This is a genomic window from Microbacterium sp. NPDC077644 (assembly GCF_040702785.1).
GTDB lineage: Bacteria > Actinomycetota > Actinomycetes > Actinomycetales > Microbacteriaceae > Microbacterium.
Window position 1 is genome coordinate 103,178 of sequence record NZ_JBFBME010000002.1, and the last position, 18,504, is coordinate 121,681.

General features: G+C 68.5%; 19 protein-coding genes. 8 read left to right on the forward strand and 11 right to left on the reverse strand.

The genetic code is table 11. From position 1 onward, the window contains the following. Positions 1 to 110: 110 nt before the first annotated feature. The 4 genes from AB0269_RS07430 to AB0269_RS07445 form a co-directional block, all read right to left on the reverse strand. Positions 111 to 464 (reverse strand): nuclear transport factor 2 family protein, encoded by a 354-nt coding sequence (locus AB0269_RS07430; protein WP_366211442.1) that lies wholly within the window; start codon positions 462 to 464, stop codon positions 111 to 113. Positions 465 to 1,867: 1,403 nt separating this feature from the next. Further along, a complete protein-coding gene (locus AB0269_RS07435) occupies positions 1,868 to 2,428 on the reverse strand; it encodes a hypothetical protein (protein WP_366210613.1) in 561 nt (186 codons plus the stop codon). A gap of 47 nt (positions 2,429 to 2,475) precedes the next feature. Then, positions 2,476 to 2,793: a hypothetical protein gene (locus AB0269_RS07440; protein WP_366210614.1), complete on the reverse strand. Its 318-nt coding sequence runs from the start codon at positions 2,791 to 2,793 to the stop codon at positions 2,476 to 2,478. A 299-nt stretch (positions 2,794 to 3,092) separates the two neighbouring features. Then, the gene (locus AB0269_RS07445; RefSeq protein ID WP_366210615.1) at positions 3,093 to 4,127 is read right to left on the reverse strand and encodes a DUF561 domain-containing protein; all 1,035 of its coding nucleotides are present in this window, start codon (positions 4,125 to 4,127) and stop codon (positions 3,093 to 3,095) included. A 45-nt stretch (positions 4,128 to 4,172) separates the two neighbouring features. Here AB0269_RS07445 and AB0269_RS07450 point away from each other — a divergent pair, with 45 nt between their 5' ends. Together AB0269_RS07450 and yidC are read left to right on the forward strand one after the other, a co-directional pair. Then, positions 4,173 to 4,460 (forward strand): DUF6412 domain-containing protein, encoded by a 288-nt coding sequence (locus AB0269_RS07450; protein WP_366210616.1) that lies wholly within the window; start codon positions 4,173 to 4,175, stop codon positions 4,458 to 4,460. Positions 4,461 to 4,524: 64 nt separating this feature from the next. Then, positions 4,525 to 5,283, forward strand: coding sequence for a membrane protein insertase YidC (gene yidC / locus AB0269_RS07455; protein ID WP_366210617.1), 759 nt, complete (start codon positions 4,525 to 4,527; stop codon positions 5,281 to 5,283). Here yidC and AB0269_RS07460 read toward each other — a convergent pair. Next, positions 5,261 to 6,169 (reverse strand): EamA family transporter, encoded by a 909-nt coding sequence (locus AB0269_RS07460; protein ID WP_366210618.1) that lies wholly within the window; start codon positions 6,167 to 6,169, stop codon positions 5,261 to 5,263. The genes yidC and AB0269_RS07460 overlap by 23 nt on opposite strands. A 71-nt stretch (positions 6,170 to 6,240) precedes the next feature. On the opposite strand from AB0269_RS07460, the gene AB0269_RS07465 reads away from it, so the two are divergent. Beyond that, positions 6,241 to 7,176 (forward strand): LysR family transcriptional regulator, encoded by a 936-nt coding sequence (locus AB0269_RS07465; protein WP_366210619.1) that lies wholly within the window; start codon positions 6,241 to 6,243, stop codon positions 7,174 to 7,176. A gap of 87 nt (positions 7,177 to 7,263) precedes the next feature. Here the strand turns inward: AB0269_RS07465 and AB0269_RS07470 are convergent, their stop codons facing one another. From AB0269_RS07470 to AB0269_RS07485, 4 genes are all read right to left on the reverse strand, one after another. Further along, positions 7,264 to 8,352, reverse strand: coding sequence for an alcohol dehydrogenase catalytic domain-containing protein (locus tag AB0269_RS07470; protein WP_366210620.1), 1,089 nt, complete (start codon positions 8,350 to 8,352; stop codon positions 7,264 to 7,266). Between the two features lies 1 nt (position 8,353). Further along, positions 8,354 to 9,061: an HAD family hydrolase gene (locus AB0269_RS07475; RefSeq protein ID WP_366210621.1), complete on the reverse strand. Its 708-nt coding sequence runs from the start codon at positions 9,059 to 9,061 to the stop codon at positions 8,354 to 8,356. Continuing rightward, positions 9,058 to 10,212: a TIGR03364 family FAD-dependent oxidoreductase gene (locus tag AB0269_RS07480; protein ID WP_366210622.1), complete on the reverse strand. Its 1,155-nt coding sequence runs from the start codon at positions 10,210 to 10,212 to the stop codon at positions 9,058 to 9,060. Before AB0269_RS07480 ends, AB0269_RS07475 begins: the two co-directional genes overlap by 4 nt. Positions 10,213 to 10,558: 346 nt before the next feature. Then, positions 10,559 to 11,698, reverse strand: coding sequence for a histidine kinase (locus AB0269_RS07485; RefSeq protein ID WP_366210623.1), 1,140 nt, complete (start codon positions 11,696 to 11,698; stop codon positions 10,559 to 10,561). A gap of 231 nt (positions 11,699 to 11,929) precedes the next feature. Here AB0269_RS07485 and AB0269_RS07490 point away from each other — a divergent pair, with 231 nt between their 5' ends. Next, positions 11,930 to 12,586, forward strand: a complete 657-nt coding sequence (locus AB0269_RS07490) for a response regulator transcription factor (protein ID WP_175985076.1) — start codon at positions 11,930 to 11,932, stop codon at positions 12,584 to 12,586. Between the two features lie 18 nt (positions 12,587 to 12,604). Here the strand turns inward: AB0269_RS07490 and AB0269_RS07495 are convergent, their stop codons facing one another. Next, positions 12,605 to 13,471, reverse strand: a complete 867-nt coding sequence (locus AB0269_RS07495) for an EamA family transporter (RefSeq protein WP_366210624.1) — start codon at positions 13,469 to 13,471, stop codon at positions 12,605 to 12,607. Positions 13,472 to 13,678: 207 nt separating this feature from the next. Here AB0269_RS07495 and AB0269_RS07500 point away from each other — a divergent pair, with 207 nt between their 5' ends. The 3 genes from AB0269_RS07500 (at position 13,679) to AB0269_RS07510 (ending at position 17,053) form a co-directional block, all read left to right on the forward strand. Then, positions 13,679 to 14,971 (forward strand): M18 family aminopeptidase, encoded by a 1,293-nt coding sequence (locus tag AB0269_RS07500; RefSeq protein ID WP_366210625.1) that lies wholly within the window; start codon positions 13,679 to 13,681, stop codon positions 14,969 to 14,971. A gap of 67 nt (positions 14,972 to 15,038) precedes the next feature. Further along, a complete protein-coding gene (locus AB0269_RS07505; RefSeq protein WP_366210626.1) occupies positions 15,039 to 16,487 on the forward strand; it encodes a cytosine permease in 1,449 nt (482 codons plus the stop codon). Then, on the forward strand, positions 16,484 to 17,053 hold the full coding sequence (locus AB0269_RS07510; protein WP_366210627.1) for a cysteine hydrolase: 570 nt from the start codon (positions 16,484 to 16,486) through the stop codon (positions 17,051 to 17,053). The genes AB0269_RS07505 and AB0269_RS07510 overlap by 4 nt, the downstream gene beginning before the upstream one ends. Before the next feature lie 94 nt (positions 17,054 to 17,147). Here the strand turns inward: AB0269_RS07510 and AB0269_RS07515 are convergent, their stop codons facing one another. Next, positions 17,148 to 17,870: an MBL fold metallo-hydrolase gene (locus tag AB0269_RS07515; RefSeq protein WP_366210628.1), complete on the reverse strand. Its 723-nt coding sequence runs from the start codon at positions 17,868 to 17,870 to the stop codon at positions 17,148 to 17,150. Between the two features lie 77 nt (positions 17,871 to 17,947). Here AB0269_RS07515 and AB0269_RS07520 point away from each other — a divergent pair, with 77 nt between their 5' ends. Beyond that, positions 17,948 to 18,484, forward strand: coding sequence for a TetR/AcrR family transcriptional regulator (locus tag AB0269_RS07520; protein ID WP_366210629.1), 537 nt, complete (start codon positions 17,948 to 17,950; stop codon positions 18,482 to 18,484). Positions 18,485 to 18,504 lie beyond the last annotated feature (20 nt).

Consider the following 18,504-nt stretch of genomic DNA (forward strand, 5'->3'; position numbering starts at 1 on the left):
ATCGTTTTCGGCGGGCACCATCATCGAAATAAGCACCGCCCCCTACCGCCTCGCCCACACCCGGTAGGCAGGCCCGGCTGCTCAACTCGAGGCGGCGGAGGACCACTCAGTCAGGCAGACGGCGTTGAGTCTGGCCGGCTGCCGGCAGGCGCGGCCTGAGAGACGTCCGTCCAGACCTCGGTCATCTCACAAATCAGCCCGTCCCTTACTCGGACGAACGTCGCACACTCGAAGTGATCCACGCCTTCACGACCTCGCCCCGTGACATGGGAGCGACAGGCCGCTCGGCCCGAATCTCCGACAATCTCTTCGACACGCAAGTGCTCGAATCCTGGATACTCCGCGTTCAGCCGAATCCAGGACGCTCGATCGAAGGACTCCCCAGTGTGAACGTATCGGCACGAGAAATCGTCATGAAGAAACGCGCCCAAGTCTCCCCAGCGGTGATCATCAATCGCGGACATCAGGCCACCCAGCAACTCAACAGCAATCACGCCCCCAGGCTACCGACCCTGGCCGACACCCACCGGCCGCTGAATCTGTCGGCCCAAAGCTCGTTCTGAACATCATCTGCGCGGGCGTCAGAGAGGGCGCTATTCGCTCATGCCGGCACCGATCGTTCTCGGCGAGTGCAGATGGCCCGTGCGGCGGCGCCGACTGTGCCGGAGCCGACGGCTCGGGTGCGGACTGCTCGGTTGCCAATGAGATGCCACACTTCCGCGTCACCCGTCCAAAAGCCTCGTCAATCCGTGGTTACGCCGGACGTTTGCGGTAGGCGTGCCGAGCTGGGCGCAGCGACCCCGCCGTAAACGATCGTTTCCGGTGAGGTCAGGTGTCGAGCGCTTCAACGGGTGCCACTAACGTTCGCCGGAAGCGTGTTTCGGCAGGCGCTTTCGGCAACTCCTGTCGCTCGCCGGGGAACGGAAGCAGTCGATGCCTATCCGTCGAACACCTCACCACTAGCAAATGCGGCATCCTCGGCTAAGAGTTCTACGAGGGGCGTTGGACACTTCGTAGAGATCACTCGTTCTGCTGACGGCATTGGCTGCGAGCGAAAATCGGCCCTCACGTCGTAGCAGGTATATACCTCGCTTGGCCCGTTGTAGGCATGGCCATCATCGGTCGGGATGGCCGGTCGTGGTCCTGAGGCGATGAACACCGACACGTGAGCGGAGGCTTCCGTCGACGAGATGTTGTAAAGGACGATTCCGCCCTGCTCGATCTCGAACTCAGCCGCTGAGCGGGCGTCGCCATCCCACCGTGCGCCCGGCAGAGTGTCGAGGTAAGCCGTCGGACCATCAACCGGGGGACTGTAGAGACGCTGGGATAAAGGATCTTCGAAGGATGCGACTTGTCGCCAGAGCACACCATCTATTGCGCTGGGATAACCATGGTATTCGACAGCGCATCCTGTGAATGTTGATGCCGCCACGATTGCGCAGAGGAGGATCGCGCCCGCTCTGCCGTTTCGCCTCATCTCCACTCTCTCACTCTCTCACTCCGAAGCTCGGGATCTGTCGGAGATGTGGTTCAAAGAGATTTGTGGAGAATTGCAGGTGCGAGGTTGGACCGGACACCGACCCATCGATGCGTGCCTTGAAGCAACACCGGCCGCCGACAGAGAAGCGCACCTGGTTGTATCACCCGTGGAGGTCAAGCGGGCACGTTAGCGGCGATAGCTCCTGGTGCGAGGCGCGAACGCCGCCGAAAACGATCGTTTACGGCTCATGGCCGGTCAGCCTCGTTTCCCGGTCGCCGCAAACGTGAACCAGAACCGGCTTTCGGCGGACGTTTTCGGCAGGTCTAGACCGATAGATTCTTGGCTACTGCTATTTCTGCCCCAACGGCGTCAAGTTTGGGTTCTCCGTCAGAGCTCTTGAACGTGCGCGTCAACTTCCGCAGCGACATCGGAATGGAGCTGCATTGATGTCCGCCAATCGTCGTGGAGCAGTGCATGATCGACGTCGTCGAGTGTGATCAGCTTGGCGTTCGTTCCTTGCACGGTCTCCGGTATCCAGTGGCGATCCTTCGTCCCGCCGATCGCGAGGTGCCTGCGGTCCGCCGAGAGCAGCGCAGTCGCGACTTCAGTCATATTGAGCAAGGGCGTCAGCCACACGCCGGCGATGCCTCTGCTTATGCAGCGCGGCAATGCGAGAGTGCCAAGAGACTTGGCGACCACCAGATCGGGCTGGGCCGACGCTTCCGATGCGTGAAGCTCGAACGTGCGATCGATCAGCTCGTATGGATTCGCGAACTCTCGATCACTGTCTTCCCATTCCGCCGCGCCGACTCGCCACCCGGCAGACAGGAGGACCGCGACGGACCAGTACAGCAACGGCGCCTGCGCGGTGTAACCGGCACCGGGTAGTAACAAGGCTGAACGTCCATTCGTGGTTGTTACGTTGTCCAACCACTTGATGCGCACCATGCCCCGAGACTAGGGCGTGTTGATCGGGCGCCGCACCTGGGGTCGGATTACTGGTTGAGCAGATTCGTTTCGGCAACGAGGTCGAGGCGGGACAGCAGCAGGTCGCCCGCGGACATGCTCACTCCGAACGCGCCAGCGACGATTGCGACGGCGATCGCAATCAGGAAGGCAATGTACGGGACGCTATACCGCCGCTTCATCGCGATTCCGACGGCCACGAATCCACTCAGAATGGCGATAACCTGACCCGCGACGGTGGCGAACGCCATACGAATCGCGCTTTCCTCGGTCAATGGTCCGTAGCTATTGAACGCTGCCGCGAACACAATAGGGACGACAATAACGCCCAGGACAAGAATCGCCACTGGTCTTATCTGAGAGCGACGGTGCGTAGCGACTGCATCCTGAGCAGTGAGGGGTGCGGTCATACGAGCGACCGTAGCAGGGGCGAGATCTTCAAGCTAGATCCCGCAACCTGGATGGATCACGACCCACTCGATCACCAGCCGTAAACGATCGTTTCCGGCAACTTCGCCGGCGACAACGACCAGCCGCGCAACACGCCGAGACCCGCCCCGCCGAAACCCCCTGCCGAAACCGCATCCCGCCAGAACGCTGAATCACCGTTTTCGGCGGAGCCTCACGACACCCAGAAGGACGCGTCTCACAGCCCAGCGATGAGCTCCGCGAACACCTCGTCCGCGGTGTCGAGCCGCGACAGCCCGGCAGCCTGACCCATCCAGAGCGACTGCAGCTCGCCGAGGTTCTGCTCCCCTGCCGCTGCGCGGAACGTGCCCGTGAGCCAGTTCTGCATCGGGAACGGCGCGATCGTGCCGCTCGCCTCGATCGCCCGAACAGCGCGATTGCGGGCTCCGCGCGCGAGGCGTCCGCTCATCGCGCGCGTCAGCACCGTCTCGTCCGCGGCCGCCTGACGGATCGCCGCCCGATGCGCCTCGGTCGCCGCCGACTCGCGTGTCGCGAGGAACGCCGTGCCCACCTGCACCCCGGATGCCCCGAGCGCCAGCGCCGCCGCGACACCGCGCCGGTCGGCGATGCCGCCTGCGGCCACGACGGGGATGCCGACGGCATCCGCCACCTGCGGCACGAGCGCGAACGTGCCCACCAGCGAGTCATCCGCCGGCCGCAGGAATGACACCCGGTGTCCCGCCGCCTCGGCACCGGAGGCGACGACCGCATCCACGCCGCCTTCCTCCAGCGCGACCGCCTCGGCGACGGTGGTGGCCGTGCCGATCACCCGGATGCCGCGGTCGTGCGCCTCGGCGACGAGATCCGCCGGCGGCACCCCGTAGACGACGCTGAGCGCAGCGGGCGCGGCATGCCAGATCGCCTCGAGCTGCTCGTCGAGCGCGGGCAGGTACTGCGCAGGGCGCGCCGGCACCTCGACGCCGACCGCCTCGTAGAACGGCTCGAGCGCCTGCGCGAACACGGCGTGCTGCGGCCCGGGCTCCACCTCATCTCCGGTCGGCAGCCAGATGTTCACGGCGAACGGCTTGTCCGTCGCCCCGCGAAGCTCCGCAGCCGTCGAGCGGATCCGCGCTCCGTCGTACCCGTACAGCCCGTACGCGCCGAGCCCGCCTCCCTCGCTCACCGCCGCGGTCAGCCCGACGGACGACAGCCCGCCGAATGCACCGAGAAAGATCGGATGCCGGATGCCCAGGACCTCGCGCAGATCGCTCATGCTCCCCAAGCTACGCCCCAGCCACGCGCTGGTACCCTCTGTGACATGACGGACGGGATCGAGCAGCTGCTGCAGCTGATCCTGTCTGCGCTCGGACTGGTCGCGATGCCCGATCTCGCATCGCTCGATCTCGCCGGCCTCACCCTCGCCGTGGCGCTCCTGGCCGTCACCGCCCTCGTCGCGGCGATCACGCTCGGGCTCGTGCCGACCGGCCAGGGATCCGCACCGCATCCGCTCCGCGCCATCGGAGCATCCGTCCTGCTCGCGCAGAGCGATCCGAATGCCGACGGCCACCCGCGTCCCAGGGCGCCGGGAGTCGCGCGCGCCGTGTGACCGTCCGTTCGAGTCGGGAGCACGGCATCCGCCGACCATCCCGACTCACTGAACGGACACTCCCTTGGACATCTATGCCTTCCCGCCCATCGCGGCGATCCTCGACGCCGCCTACGGCGCCCTGACCGCGCTCTCCGCAGCGCTCGAACCCCTCGCCGGTACCGCGGCATCCGCAGCCGCCGTCATCCTCGTCACGCTCCTCATCCGCGCCCTCCTCATCCCCGTCGGCATCTCGCAGGCGAAGGCCGAGCAGACCCGCGCCCGCCTCGCCCCGAAGCTGCGCGAGATCCAGAAGCGCCACAAGAAGAACCCCGAGCGGCTGCAGCGCGAGACGATGCAGCTCTACAAGGACGAGAACACCTCCCCCTTCGCCGGATGCCTGCCCGTGCTGCTGCAGGCTCCCGTCGTCGGCATCCTCTACACGCTGTTCCTGCACGCCGAGATCGCCGGCCATGCGAACGATCTGCTCGCCCACGACCTCTTCGGCGCGTCACTGGGCACCAGCCTCGTGCACATGCTGTTCACCGGGCCCTTCTCACTGCCGACCCTGCTCGTCTACCTGGCGCTCATCGCGATCATGATCGCGGTCGCCGAGGTCACGCGCCGGGTCTTCCGCCCCGCGCCGGTCGACGATTCGCCGCTCTCCTCCCCCGGGATGCTGCGCATGATGAACGCCCTGCACTACCTGACCGCGGTCTTCGCGATCTTCGTGCCGCTGGCCGCATCGCTGTATCTGACGGTCACCGTGTCGTGGACGCTCGTGCAGCGGATGATCCTGCGGCGGCGCTACCCGCTGCCGGTCACGGCGTCGCAGGCTCGCTGAGCGGGGCGTCCTCAGGCTCGATCCGGCGGCGGGGACGCACCAGACTCACCCCGACGCTGGCTGCGATCACCAGCGCGATCGCAGCGAGGCGCAGCGGACTCGCCTTCTGCCCGAGCAGCAGCCAGCCGGCGAGGGTCGCCGTCGCGGGCTCCAGGCTGAGCAGGATGCCGAACACTCGCTGCGGCAACAGCCGCAGTGCGCTGAACTCCAGCGTGTACGGGATCACCGATCCGAGCAGCGCCGTGCCGATCGCGAGCAGCACGAGCATCGGATCGGCGACCGCGACGACCGCCGCCGGCACGCCGAACGGGAGCATGAGGACGGATGCCACGACGAACGCGACCGCGAGCGCGCCGCGCCCGGGGATCACCGCACCCGCGTGCGCCGAGGCCCGGATGTAGAACGCCCAGAACGCGGCGGCGATCAGCGCGAAGCCGATCCCGACCGGGTCGAGCGCGTCGCTGCCGATCAGCCCGTCTACGCCCAGCAGCGCGATACCCGACACCGCGAGGACGAGCCAGGCCGTGTCGGCGAGGCGCCTCGTCAGGATCGCCGACAGCACGAGCGGGCCGAGGAACTCGATCGCCACGGCCGGCCCGAGCGGGATGCGGTCGATAGCCGCGTAGAAGGCGGCGTTCATGCCGCCGAGCGCGACACCGAACGTGATCGCCGCCTTCCACTGACGCCGATCCCACCCGCGCACCGCGGGCCGGATCACCAGGAGCAGGATGACGGCGGCGATGCCGAGACGCATCGCCGTCACGCCCCACGCTCCGAGCGTCGGGAACAGCTCGGTGGCCAGCGCAGCACCGAACGACAGCGACACGCACGAGCCGAGCACCAGAGCCGCGCCGGTCGGTGTGCGTGTGGTGGTCGCCGAAGTCATGCATCCAGTCTGATCCTGAACAATCATTCAATCCAGCAACGGTTTCTAACGTGGACTCGTAAGCTGTGCTTGTGCTCAGTGTTCCCCGTCTGCGCCTGCTCCGCGAGCTCCACGTGCGCGGCACGATCGCCGCCGCCGCCCAGGCCCTGTCGTACACGCCGTCGGCGGTGTCGCAGCAGCTGGCGCAGCTCGAACGCGAGAGCGGCGTCGCACTGCTCGAGCGCATCGGCCGCGGCGTGACGCTGACACCGGCGGCGATCGCTCTCGTCGAGCACGCCGAGGCCGTGTTCGACCGCCTCGAGCTCGCCGAATCGGAGCTCGCGGCCGCCCAGCCCGAGATCACCGGGACCCTGCGCGTAGCCTCGTTCCAGAGCGTCGTGCTGGCCGTGCTCCCCGGCACCCTGCAGCTCATGGCCGACCGGCATCCGCAGCTGCAGATCGACGTCACCCAGCGCGAGGTCGGCGACGCCTACGACGGCCTCCGCTCCACCGCCTTCGACCTCATCGTCGGCGAGGAGTACCCCGACGAGACTCCGGCGATCCGAGCCGGGATCGACCGTGCGGATCTTCTCGTCGACCCGATCTGCCTCGCGCTGCCCTCGCACGGCCCGCACGCGATCCGGCCGCGCACCCTGGCCGACCTCGCGGACACGCCGTGGGCGCTCGACCCCGTCTCGGCCCCGACCGGAGTCTGGGCCCGGACACTCTGCCGACGGGCCGGATTCGAACCGCACGTGCGCTTCGACTCCCCCGACCCGCTCGTGCACGCGCACCTCGTGCGCTCCGGGCTCGCCGCCGCCTTCATGCCCGCGCTGCTCGCACCGGATCACCTGTCCGGCATCGACCTCATCGGGCTTCCGGGGCAGCCGCACCGTGTGCTCCAGACGGCCGCGCGCACCGGGCGGTCGGCGCATCCCGCCGTGGTCGCGTTCCGCTCGGCCCTCAGCGATGCGATCGCCGCACAGGCGCCGTCCGGTCCGCCGTGGACGCGCGCGCTGGCCGGGTGAGACACCATGTTCATGTAACGCGAATGACCCGATCGCTGGGCGATATCGGGTCATTTGCGTTACTTGAACGGAGAGGGGGCGACGACCTCAGCGCGGGTTGATCGCTACGCGTAGCGGGGCGCCGGGAGCTGATGCCGCGGTGATCGCGGCATCCACGTCCGCCAATGGGAAGACCTCTCCGACAGCCTCGGCGAACGGGTAGGCCCGTCCGGTTCCGGCGAGGAATCCTGCTGCCGCTGCGAGGTCGCGGCCGGTGTAGTTGTGCACTCCGGTGATGGTCAGCAGGCGGCGCACGGCATCCTCGGCATCCACCGGCACGGGGTCGGCGGGGAACACGCTCCCGACCAGAACCACGGTGCCGCCGACGTCCGCCGCGGCGATCGCGTCGACGACAGCATGACCGGATGCCTCGATCACGATGTCGGCCGGCTCGGATGCGGTGGTCGCCGCGGTCCCCCCGAACCGCTCGGCGAATGCCCGGCGCGCGGGCGACGGATCGACGACCGTCACCTCGGCTCCGGCATCCGCCGCGATGGCGACCGCCGACAATCCGACCAGGCCCGCGCCGTACACGAGCACGCGCCGCCCCTCCAGATCACGACCGGCCGCGCCACGGCCGACAGCCGCCCACGCCGTCGCCGTTGCGCACGATGCCGGCGCGAGGACCGCGGACGGCAGAGCCTCGGGCACCCGGACGATGGCTGTGCCCGCTCGCAGGTGCACGTGCGTGGCGAACGCCCCGGTCAGCTCCCAGCGAGGGCCGATCCGCTCGTGCCCGTACTTGTGCAGTGAGCGGCACTTCTGCGGATGCCCCGCGCTGCACCGATCGCACGCGCCGCACGACACCGTCACCGACCACACCACGCGGTCGCCCACGCGCAGATCGGATCCGTCGACGGTCTTCACGCCGTCGTCGCCGACCGCGATGATGCGACCGACGCTCTCGTGCCCGAGCACCAGGGGCGTCGGAGCGGGGCGATGCCCGGCGACGGTGTGCACATCCGAACCGCATATCGTCGACATCTCGACGGCGACGAGAGCGTCGGCGTTCCCCAGCGCGACCCCTGGAACGGCGACCGTCTCGTGCGCCTGCCCGGCGCCGAGCCAGACCCTCGCGATCGCAGCCGGCCTCAGAGTGACGTCGTGTCGCTCCTCATGCGGAGCCAGAACACGCATGTCACGGCGTCCGTGCTGCGAGGACCGGACGCATCAGCCCGCGCTCCGCGAGCGCTGTCGGCAGGTCCACGACGCTGTCGAGCACGGCATCCGCGCTGTCGAGCGCGGCACGGTCGTGCGCCCCCGAGAGGACGCCGGCGACGAAGCCGGCGCCCGCCCTGCGGCCGGTCTCGACGTCGCTGGCGGTGTCTCCTGCCACGGCGACGGCCTGGACCGACGACGCGCCCATGCGCAGCAGCGCCGTGAGAACGAGGTCGGGGGCGGGCCGGCCGCGACCGGCATCGATCGGCGACAGCGCCAGGTCGACCAGGTCGCCCCAGCCCAGCGCGTCGATCAGCGCGTCGCGCGTGACCGGGGCGAAGCCGGTCGTGAGGACGACCGAGAGTCCGGCGTCGCGCAGGGCGCGGATCGCATCGGCTGCGCCGGGAATCTCCTCGGCGCCCTGCTCGGCGATGATCTCGGCGTAGGCGCCCTCGAAGGCCGCGGTCGCTGCGGTGGCTGCGGCGACATCGCCTGCGGCGACGTGTGTGAACACATCGATCTTCGACATGCCCATCGTGTCGCGCACGTACTGCAGCGCCTCGGGCCACGGCATCCGATCGGCGACGCCGGTGCGCTCAGCGGCGCGCTGGAATGCCTGCTCCACGACGCCGTCATCTCGGACAGTCGTCCCTGCCATGTCGAGGACGACGAGTTCGATGGCGGTCATGATGCTCCTTCTTCTGCGAGCTGCGGTGCTCGTTCGTATGCTGCGGCGATCGTGCGTTCGGCGAGTCCGAATCCGGTGGTCATGCCGATTCCCGTCGTCGCACCGATGACGTGCAGGCCGGGCTCGGGTTCTTCCATGAGGAACTCGTCGGGTCCGGATGCGTAGACGCCCTGCCAGCGCTCCACGACGCGGAGGTCGCCGAGGTCGAGCAGCGCTCGCGCCTCGTCCAGGAACGCCTCGAATGCCGACTCGGGCTGGAACGGCGAGGGATGGATGCCACGGGCATGCGAGTCGCCGAGGATGAGCGTGCCGTCGGGCAGCTGCGTGTACATCTGGTTCAGGTCGAGCGCGGCGAGGTCGGGGCGCTCCGCATGCATGCGCTCGCGCAGACGCGCAGTCTCGGGGTATGCGGTGAAGCGTCCGTAGCGCAGCAGCGACCACCCGGTCAGCAGCGGCGCCTCCAGCGGACGCGACAGGGTCGCGCTGACGCGCATCATGTCGAGAGCGCAGCGGACGACGCCGACGCGCTCGGCGACCTCCGGGAGCAGCTGGTCGACGTCGTGGTTCACGGCGACGACGACCCGTCCGGCGCTGATCGATCCGCGTGTGGTCTCGACGCGCGTGCCGGATGCCGCGGTGACGGCGGTGCGGAAGCGGAATTCGACACCGAGCTCGGCGAGATGCCGGATGATCGCGCCGGCGGCCTCGCGCGGGTTCGTCTGCAGGTCGGTGGCGATGCGGGCACCGCCGATCACGGCGTCTTCGCGGATCGGAGCGCTGCTGCGGAGCTCGTCGGCGGTGAGCAGGCTCACTCCGCCGTCTGCGGCGGCGCGCTCGAGGAGGGCGAGTTCGTCGTGGTCCCTCGCTGCGATCAGCGTCCCGGATTCGCGGAGCCAGAAGCCGGCGGCCTCGGCGAGGTGCAGCCAGATGGGGCGTGCGATGTCGGCGAGCTCGCGCGCCAGGCCAGCCTGCGCGCCGATGCAGAGATGCCCGAAGTTGCGGACGGTCGCTCCGACCGGCTTCTCGGTGCGATCGACGACGATGACGCTGAGTCCGCGACGGACGGCCGCGAACGCCGCCCCGAGCCCGACGATGCCGGCCCCGACGACCACGAGGTCAGCGGAGTCCGCAGGCGCGGATGGACGCGTCATGATGGGCCTTTCGGAGCGAGGGGAAGTGAGATCCACTGTGGCATCCGAATCTCGGCGCCCTGCGCCGAACCGGGAAGAGTTTCCCTGGCGTTTACCCGACTGTCGTCCTGGTCCTCGCGGCATGAACACGGGCTGAACCGTGCGGCTGTCGGGCGTCGGCGGCGCTCGGGACGGAGCCGTCAGGGCAGAGAAAAACCGCGAGCGCGATGCTTCAGATCGTTCGCGCCCGCGGTCAGCGCTGGGGACGCTATTTCTGGGGTACTCCGAACGTAGAACTCACCCGAGCGACTCATAAGACACGAACGTCGATTCCGCATTGGACGTTCGTCCAGAACTGAGGCGCAGCTCAGGTGACGGGGAGCCGGGCGGCGACGCGCCACTGCCCGTCGACCGCCTGCGCGCTGAACTGGCCGCTGGCTCCGATGACGCGCTCGGCCATGCGGTTCAGGCCGGTCCCGCTCGACGGCAGATCGCGTCGCGGCGTATGTGGAAGCGGACTGCTGATCGTCAGGGCTGCGGCCTCGTCATCCACGACAAGGCGGATGCCGACCTCACCGGCACCGGCGTGCTTGAGGATGTTCGTCGCCGACTCGCGTACGATGCGCCCGAGGACGATCTCGGCGATACGCGGCAGGCGCCCGTCGCGGGGGTCTCCTTCGGTGACGACCGGGTGCCCGGCGGCCTCGATCTCGGTGCGGGCCTCATCGATGGCCTCGGCGAGGTCGCCGGTCTGGACGACCGAAGCGCGAGGGCCGTCGTCGGCGAGTTCGATGACGAAGCGCAGATCGGCCATCGCCTTGCGCGCGGCGGCGCTGATCGCCTCCTGCGAGTCACGACTGATCTTGGGGTCGTCGAGCATCTGGACGTGCAGAGCCACCACCGTGAGGTGGTGCGCGATGCTGTCGTGGAGCTCGCCGGCGATCCAGCGCCGCTCGGCGAGGACGGCCTGGCGTTCCTGCTCGGCCTGGACGGCGAGCTTCTCCTCGAGGCGATGTCCGCGTGCGGAGGCGACGCGCAGCGCGAAGCCGATCGCACCCGCCACGGTCGCGATGATCAGGTAGATGCCGACGTTGACCGGGGTGCCCAGATCGCCGTAGGCCACGATCGCCGTAGCAACCAGGAAGGAACCGAGGTACGTGAATATCAGTGCGGTACTGCCCAGCCTCATCACGAGACCAGCCGCCACCGCTGCAGCGAGGATCACGGTGAACTCGGTTCCCGTCAGAAACGACAACCCGAACACGATCCCCAGTGTGGCCGTGGCAATCCACGGCGACCACAGAAAGAGGGCGAATGCAGAGGTGGTTGCGACGCTGAGAAGCAGCGCCGGTACATCCACGCCGGGCGTGAAGATGATGCCGATGACATCGCCTATGACCAGGACCCCGATGACCGCGAGCATCGTCACGCGCTCGGGGAGGCTCAGCGATTCTTCGCGTGTCAGCCGAAGGAGGCCCGGATTGTCCTTGGCTGATGTGAGGCGCATAGGTTCACTATCTCCTATTCGCCAGGTAATCTAGCGGATGATGCCAAGTGCGCGAGCAAGCTGTTCCCAAAACGACATAGTGTTCACCACCTAAATTACGTCTTTCGTCGAATGTCTGTATTCATCCTCTCGGTGGGAATCCGAGAGCACATCTGACTCTCGTTCACTCTTTGATAGCCAAACGTCTATATGGGCGCCATGGGCACAAGTACCCACCGTTAGGCTTCCTTCATGCCGCAGATCCGTGTCCTCATCGTCGACGACGATCCCCTCGTGCGCACCGCGCTTTCGCACTTCGTGTCACGCGATCCTGAGATCGACGTCATCGGCGAGGCGGAGACCGGGCTCGAGGCGATCGCGTTCGTCGAGAAGGACCGCCCCGACGTCGTGATGATGGACGTGCAGATGCCCGAGATGAACGGCATCGAGGCCACGGGCAGGATCGCCGAGCGCTGGCCCGACGTGCGCATCCTCGCCGTCACGACTCTCGACGGCAGTGACACCGTGCTGCCGATGCTGAGCGCCGGAGCATCCGGCTACATGCTCAAGGACTCCAGCGCCGACAGCATCCTCGCCGCCGTCCGCGAGGTGCACAGCGGGGCCAGCTCGCTGTCCCCGTCGATCGCGTCGCTCCTCATCAAGCACGTCCGCGATGAGGCGCCGACCGGCGCCCGCGCGGATGAGCTCGAAGCGCTCACCGAGCGCGAGACCGAGGTTCTCGAGTGCCTGTCCCAGGGCATGTCCAACGCCGAGATCGCGCGTGCGCTCATCGTCTCCGAGGGCACGGTCAAGGCGCACCTCGGGCGCATCATGTCGAAGTGGCATGTCCGCGACCGGGTGCAGATCCTCGTCACGGCCGCTCAGGCCGGGCTCGTCAGCTTCCACTGAGCGCACGGGGTCACGCAGTCAGAGCGCGAGCAGGACGATCCCGGCCACCACGATCCCGGACGCTCCCAGCCTCGCCACCGGCCTGCTCTCCTTCAGGGCGAGGACGCCGAACAGGCTCACCAGCACGACGCTGACCTCGCGCAGCGGTGCGACGAGCGCGACGGGCGCGAGCGTCACCGCGATGAGGATGAGGATGTACGACAGCGGGGACAGGAATCCGAACACGACGATCCGCCGCCACTGGAATCGGGCGAACGCCGCCGTCTCACGCCACCGCCCGCGCAGCATCACGGAGTAGATGAGGATCTCCATGACGCATGTCCCGACCATGTACGGGATGGGCGCCAGGTGCCATTCGCGGACGGCGTGGGTATCCCAGATCGTGTACGTCGCGATCGCGACGCCGGTGAGCAGACCGAACACCAGCGAGGGATCGACGCGCCGACGGGTGTCGCCGCGCGACGGGCGATCGACCAGGCCGAGCGCGACCACTCCGGCGATGATGGCCGCGACACCGACCAGGGCCCACCCCGACGGCTTCTCCCCCAGCATGACGATGGCCGCGATCACCGCCAGGAACGGACCGCTCCCCCGCGCCGTCGCGTACACCGTGGAGAGGTTGCCCACGCGGTAGCCGTGCTGGAGCACGAGCATGTAGACGACGTGCAGCACTCCCGAGACACCGACGCCGATGAGGAACCCGGTCAGATCGCTCTGCTGCATCCCGCCTGTGAACGGGATGGCGACGCCCCAGATGACGGCACCGGCGACGGCTCCGCACCACAGGAACGGGATGCCGGCACGGCTGATGCCGTGGGCGATGACGTTCCACACGGCGTGCGCGACGGCGGCGGAGAAGACGAGGACGAGAGCGAGTGCAGACATGGGAGCCTTCTGTCCGTCAGCGGGCGCGACGAACGGGCTCCTCCGGGCTTTTTTCCTGTCAGATGACGGTCGACCTGCGAAGGGCGACCGTGGTGCCGCTCGGACCAGTCGGGCGTGAGCCCCGGAACCCTAGGCACTGTCGCGCGACACCATAACACCCCGCTGTGAACAGCAGGTGGCGCGTGCGACGCGGATACGATCGAACCCATGGTCGTCACTCCCGCCGCCCTCGCTCACGCCGAGGACCTCGCCGATTTCGTCTCCGCATCGCCCTCGAGCTATCACGCCGCCGCCGAGGTGGCGCGCCGCCTGGAGGAGGTCGGATTCACCCGGCTGGACGAGTTGGAGGACTGGCCGGCTCAGCCGGGCGGGCGGTTCGTCGTCGTCCGCGACGGCGCCGTGATCGCCTGGATCGTGCCGGCGGATGCCGCACCCACGGTACCCGCGCAGATCCTCGGCGCTCACACCGACTCCCCCGGCTTCAAGCTCAAGCCGCAGCCGACGACGGGTTCGCGCGGGTGGCTGCAGGCGGGCGTCGAGGTGTACGGCGGGCCGCTGCTGAACTCATGGCTCGACCGTGAGCTGCGCCTGGCCGGGCGCCTCGCGCTCGCCGACGGCAGCGTCGTTCTCGCCGACACCGGAGCGCTGCTGCGCCTGCCGCAGCTCGCCATCCACCTCGACCGCGAGGCGAACAAGGCGCTGACCCTCGACAAGCAGATGCAGACGCAGCCGGTCTGGGGGCTCGGCGATCCGCTCGAGGAGGACCTCCTCGGCGAGCTCGCGGCATCCGCCGGCGTGAACGCCGGAGACGTCCGCGGATTCGACGCGGTCGTCGCCGACTCGGCACGCGGAGCCGTGTTCGGCAAGGACAGCGCGTTCTTCGCCAGCGGCCGCCTCGACGACCTGGCATCCGTCCACGCCGGGACCGTCGCGCTGGCCGGCGCTTCGACGGGCTCAGCGACCGGAAGCGGTTCGATCGCGGTCCTCGCTGCTTTCGACCACGAGGAGCTCGGGTCGGCGTCGCGCTCGGGCGCCGCGGGCCCCTTCCTCGAAGACGTGCTCTCGCGGGTGTACGCCGGCCTCGGAGCGGATGCGACCGAGCAGCGCCGCGCGTACGCGGCATCCTGGCACCTGTCCAGCGACGTCGGACACTCGGTGCACCCCAACTACGTGTTCAAGCACGACCCGGTCGTCCAGCCGCTGCTGGGGTCGGGTCCGATCCTGAAGATCAACGCGAACCAGCGCTATGCGACGGATGCCGTCGGCGCAGCCGCGTGGGCGTCTTGGTGCGAGAGCGCCGGGGTCGCATCGCAGGAGTTCGTGTCGAACAACAGCGTGCCGTGCGGGTCGACGATCGGCCCGATCACTGCGACGCGCCTGGGCATCCGCACGGTCGACGTCGGCATCCCGATCCTGTCGATGCACTCGGCCCGTGAGCTCGCCGGCGTCAGCGACCTGCACGACCTCACCCGCGTCGCGGAGGCGTTCTTCTCCGCCTGACGGTCGATCCCTGAGCCTGTCGAAGGGTCGCGCCCCGCGGTCACCGCCGCAGTGCCAATATGGGGGCATGTCAGAGAAGATCGCAGCAGCGCCGGCACTGATCGAGCGCGCGGGCATCGAGATCATCCCCGAGTCCGAGCGCACGGCGAAGCCGCGCGACCTGTTCTGGCCGTGGTTCGCGGCCAACGTGTCGGTGTTCGGCATGTCGTACGGGTCGTTCGTGCTCGGCTTCGGCATCTCGTTCTGGCAGGCGACGATCGTGTCGATCATCGGCATCGTCATCTCGTTCGCGCTGTGCGGACTGATCGCGATCGCCGGCAAGCGCGGCTCGGCTCCGACCATGGTGCTCTCCCGCGCCGCTTTCGGAGTGCACGGTCAGAAGGTGCCCGGCATCGTGTCGTGGCTCACCTCGATCGGGTGGGAGACGTTCCTGGCCATCATGGCGGTACTCGCCACTGCGACCGTCATCACGCAGCTCGGCGGCGACGGCGACAGCGTCGCCCTGAAGATCATCGCGACCGTCGTGGTCGCAGCGCTCATCGTCGCGGCATCCGTTCTCGGCTATCACACGATCATGAAGATGCAGTCGGTGCTCACCTGGATCACCGGTGCCGTCACGATCCTCTACGTCATCCTCACGATCCCGCACATCGACTTCGCCGCGGTCATGGCCCTGCCCGCCGGCGGCATCGGCGCCGTGATCGGCGCGCTCGTCATGGTCATGACCGGCTTCGGCCTCGGCTGGATCAACATCGCCGCCGACTGGTCGCGGTATCAGAAGCGCACGGCATCGGACGGCGCGATCGTGTTCTGGAACACGTTCGGCGGCGCGATCGCGCCCGTGCTGCTCGTCGTGTTCGGTCTGCTGCTCGCCGGGTCCGATGACGACCTGATGGCCGCCGTCGGCGCCGACCCGATCGGAGCGCTCGCGACCCTGCTGCCGATCTGGGTGCTCGTGCCGTTCCTGCTCACCGCCGTGCTCGCGCTGGTCTCGGGCGCGGTTCTCGGCATCTACTCCTCGGGGCTGACGCTGATCAGCCTCGGCATCCGCATCCCGCGACCGTCGGCCGCCGCGATCGACGGCGTCATCCTCACGCTCGGCACGATTTGGGTGGTGTTCTTCGCGACCGACTTCCTCGGGCCCTTCCAGTCGTTCCTCATCACGCTCGGCGTGCCGCTCGCGTCGTGGGCCGGCATCCTCATCGCCGACATCCTTCGACGCCGGAAGGACTACGACGAGGACGCCCTGTTCGACGCGCGCGGCCGCTACGGCGCGTGGGACTGGACCTCGATCGTCACGATGGTCGTCGCGTCGGTCATCGGCTGGGGGCTCGTCGTCAACAACTTCGCGGATGCCGCGCCGTGGAACAACTGGCAGGGCTACCTGCTGTTCGCCATCGGCGGGCGTGACGGCGAATGGGCGTACGCGAACCTCGGCGTGTTCTTCGCGCTGGTGCTGTCGTTCCTCGTGACGTGGTTCGCCCGGGCTGCGAAGATCCGGCGGCAGGAGTCATGAGCTCCTCGAGCCCTGAGCCCACCGAGGAGTGGCTGGTCGTCATCGACCCGCAGAACATCTTCGCGTCGCCCGACTCGGAATGGGGATCGCCGTTCTTCGCCGAGGCGATGCCGCGCATCCGAGCACTCGCGGACGCGTTCGGCGAGCGCGTGATCGTGACGCGATGGATGCCGACCGCCGACCGCTCGACCTCGTGGGGCGAGTACTTCGCCGCGTGGCCGTTCGCGGACCAGCCGCCGAGCGATCCACTGTTCGATCTGGTTCCGGACGCCGCCGCGCTGTCCACCCGACCGACGCTCGATCTGCCGACGTTCGGGAAGTGGGGCCCGGAGTTGGAGGCTCTGGTGGGGCACGGAGGCCGCTTCGTGCTGGCGGGCGTCTCGACGGACTGCTGCGTGCTCTCGACCGCCCTGGCTGCCGCGGATGCGGGGGCGCGCGTCACGATCGCCACCGACGCCTGCGCCGGCTCCACCGCCGAGAACCACGCCGCAGCGTTGCACGTCATGGGCCTTTATCCGCCGCAATTGACGCTCACGACGACGGCCGAGGTGCTCGCCGGCCGCTGAGCGCATCCCCGGTGGACACCTGTCGGTCCCGATCACGGATGCACGGCAGAATCCGGCAAATATCACTGACATGTGTAATTCCGACTGACAAGTGTCACCGACGGGTGTCTCCAGCCGCCCGAACCGCGGCCGCGATGTCGGCCGGGCTCCCCCGCCACGGCGCGCCGTGGCCGGGCAGCACCCAGGACGCCGGAACGGCGGCGAGCCGATCGAGGGATGCGAGCGCCTCAGCGGGCTCGTCCGTGAACGGCGCCGGCTGCGCTCCCTCGTGCCCGGTCAGCACATGCCTGGTCGTCAGAGCATCGCCGACGAACACGGCATCCGCCGCCGGGACGTGCACGGCGATGCTGCCAGGCGAGTGACCCGGCATCCCGATCACGACCGGGGATCCCGGCAGGTCCAGCACGTCGCCGTCCTGCACCTCGGTCGCCTCGTGCACGTGCCGCGTGCGCATGGCGTTCTTGCGGATGCCGTAGGCCGCGAAGCGCACCAGCGGCCCGATGCGCATGGGCCCCATCGGCGTCTTCGGCTTCTCACCTGTTCGCACGCGGTGCGCGTCGCCGGCGTGGATGAAGACCGGCACACCCGTCTCGGCGCGCAGCCGCTCGGCGAAGCCGATGTGGTCGCTGTCGCCGTGGGTGAGGACGAGACCGCGGACGTCGCTGAGCGGGCGCCCGATCGACGCGAGCTCGTGCTGCAGGTCGTTCCAGTGCCCGGGGAGGCCCGCGTCGACGAGCGTGATGCCGCCCGGCAGATCGATGAGATACGAGGCGACGACGTCGTTGCCCAGCCGGTGCAGGTGCGGTGCGAGCTTCATGGCGATTCCCTTCGCGAGGTTTGCGATGGCTACGATACGTAGCTATCATAGCTAATGTCAATAGCCATGGGGGTCGGATGCCTGCTCGAGAACGCACATCGACGAACGAGATCATCGCCGCGGGGCGCGAGCTGCTCGAGGACGGCGGTCCGGCCGGTCTCACGATGCAGGCCGTCGCCACGCGCGTCGGCGTCCGCGCCCCGTCCCTCTACAAGCGGTTCCGTGATCGCGATGCGCTGGTGAGCGCCGTCGCGGCGTCGGCCGTCGACGACCTGGGCACGCGGCTGGAATCCGCCGGCAGCGACCTCCCCCGCCTCGCCGACGCGTATCGGGCCTTCGCGCACGAGCATCCCGAGGCGTTCCGGCTGATCTTCACGGCATCCGCTCCCCTCGAGGCATTGGATCGCGCCGCGGCGCCCGTCCTCCGAGCGGCGCGCGAGCTGGTCGGCGACGATCGCGCGCTCGACGCGGCGCGCCTGTTCACGGCATGGGCGACGGGCTTCCTGCAGATGGAGCTGGCCGGCGCGTTCCGCCTCGGCGGCGACGTGGAGCGAGCCTTCGACTACGGACTCGATGCACTGGCGCGCGGGTTGGCGCCCGGGCCTGACGCCTGACCGATCGGTCAGGATATCCT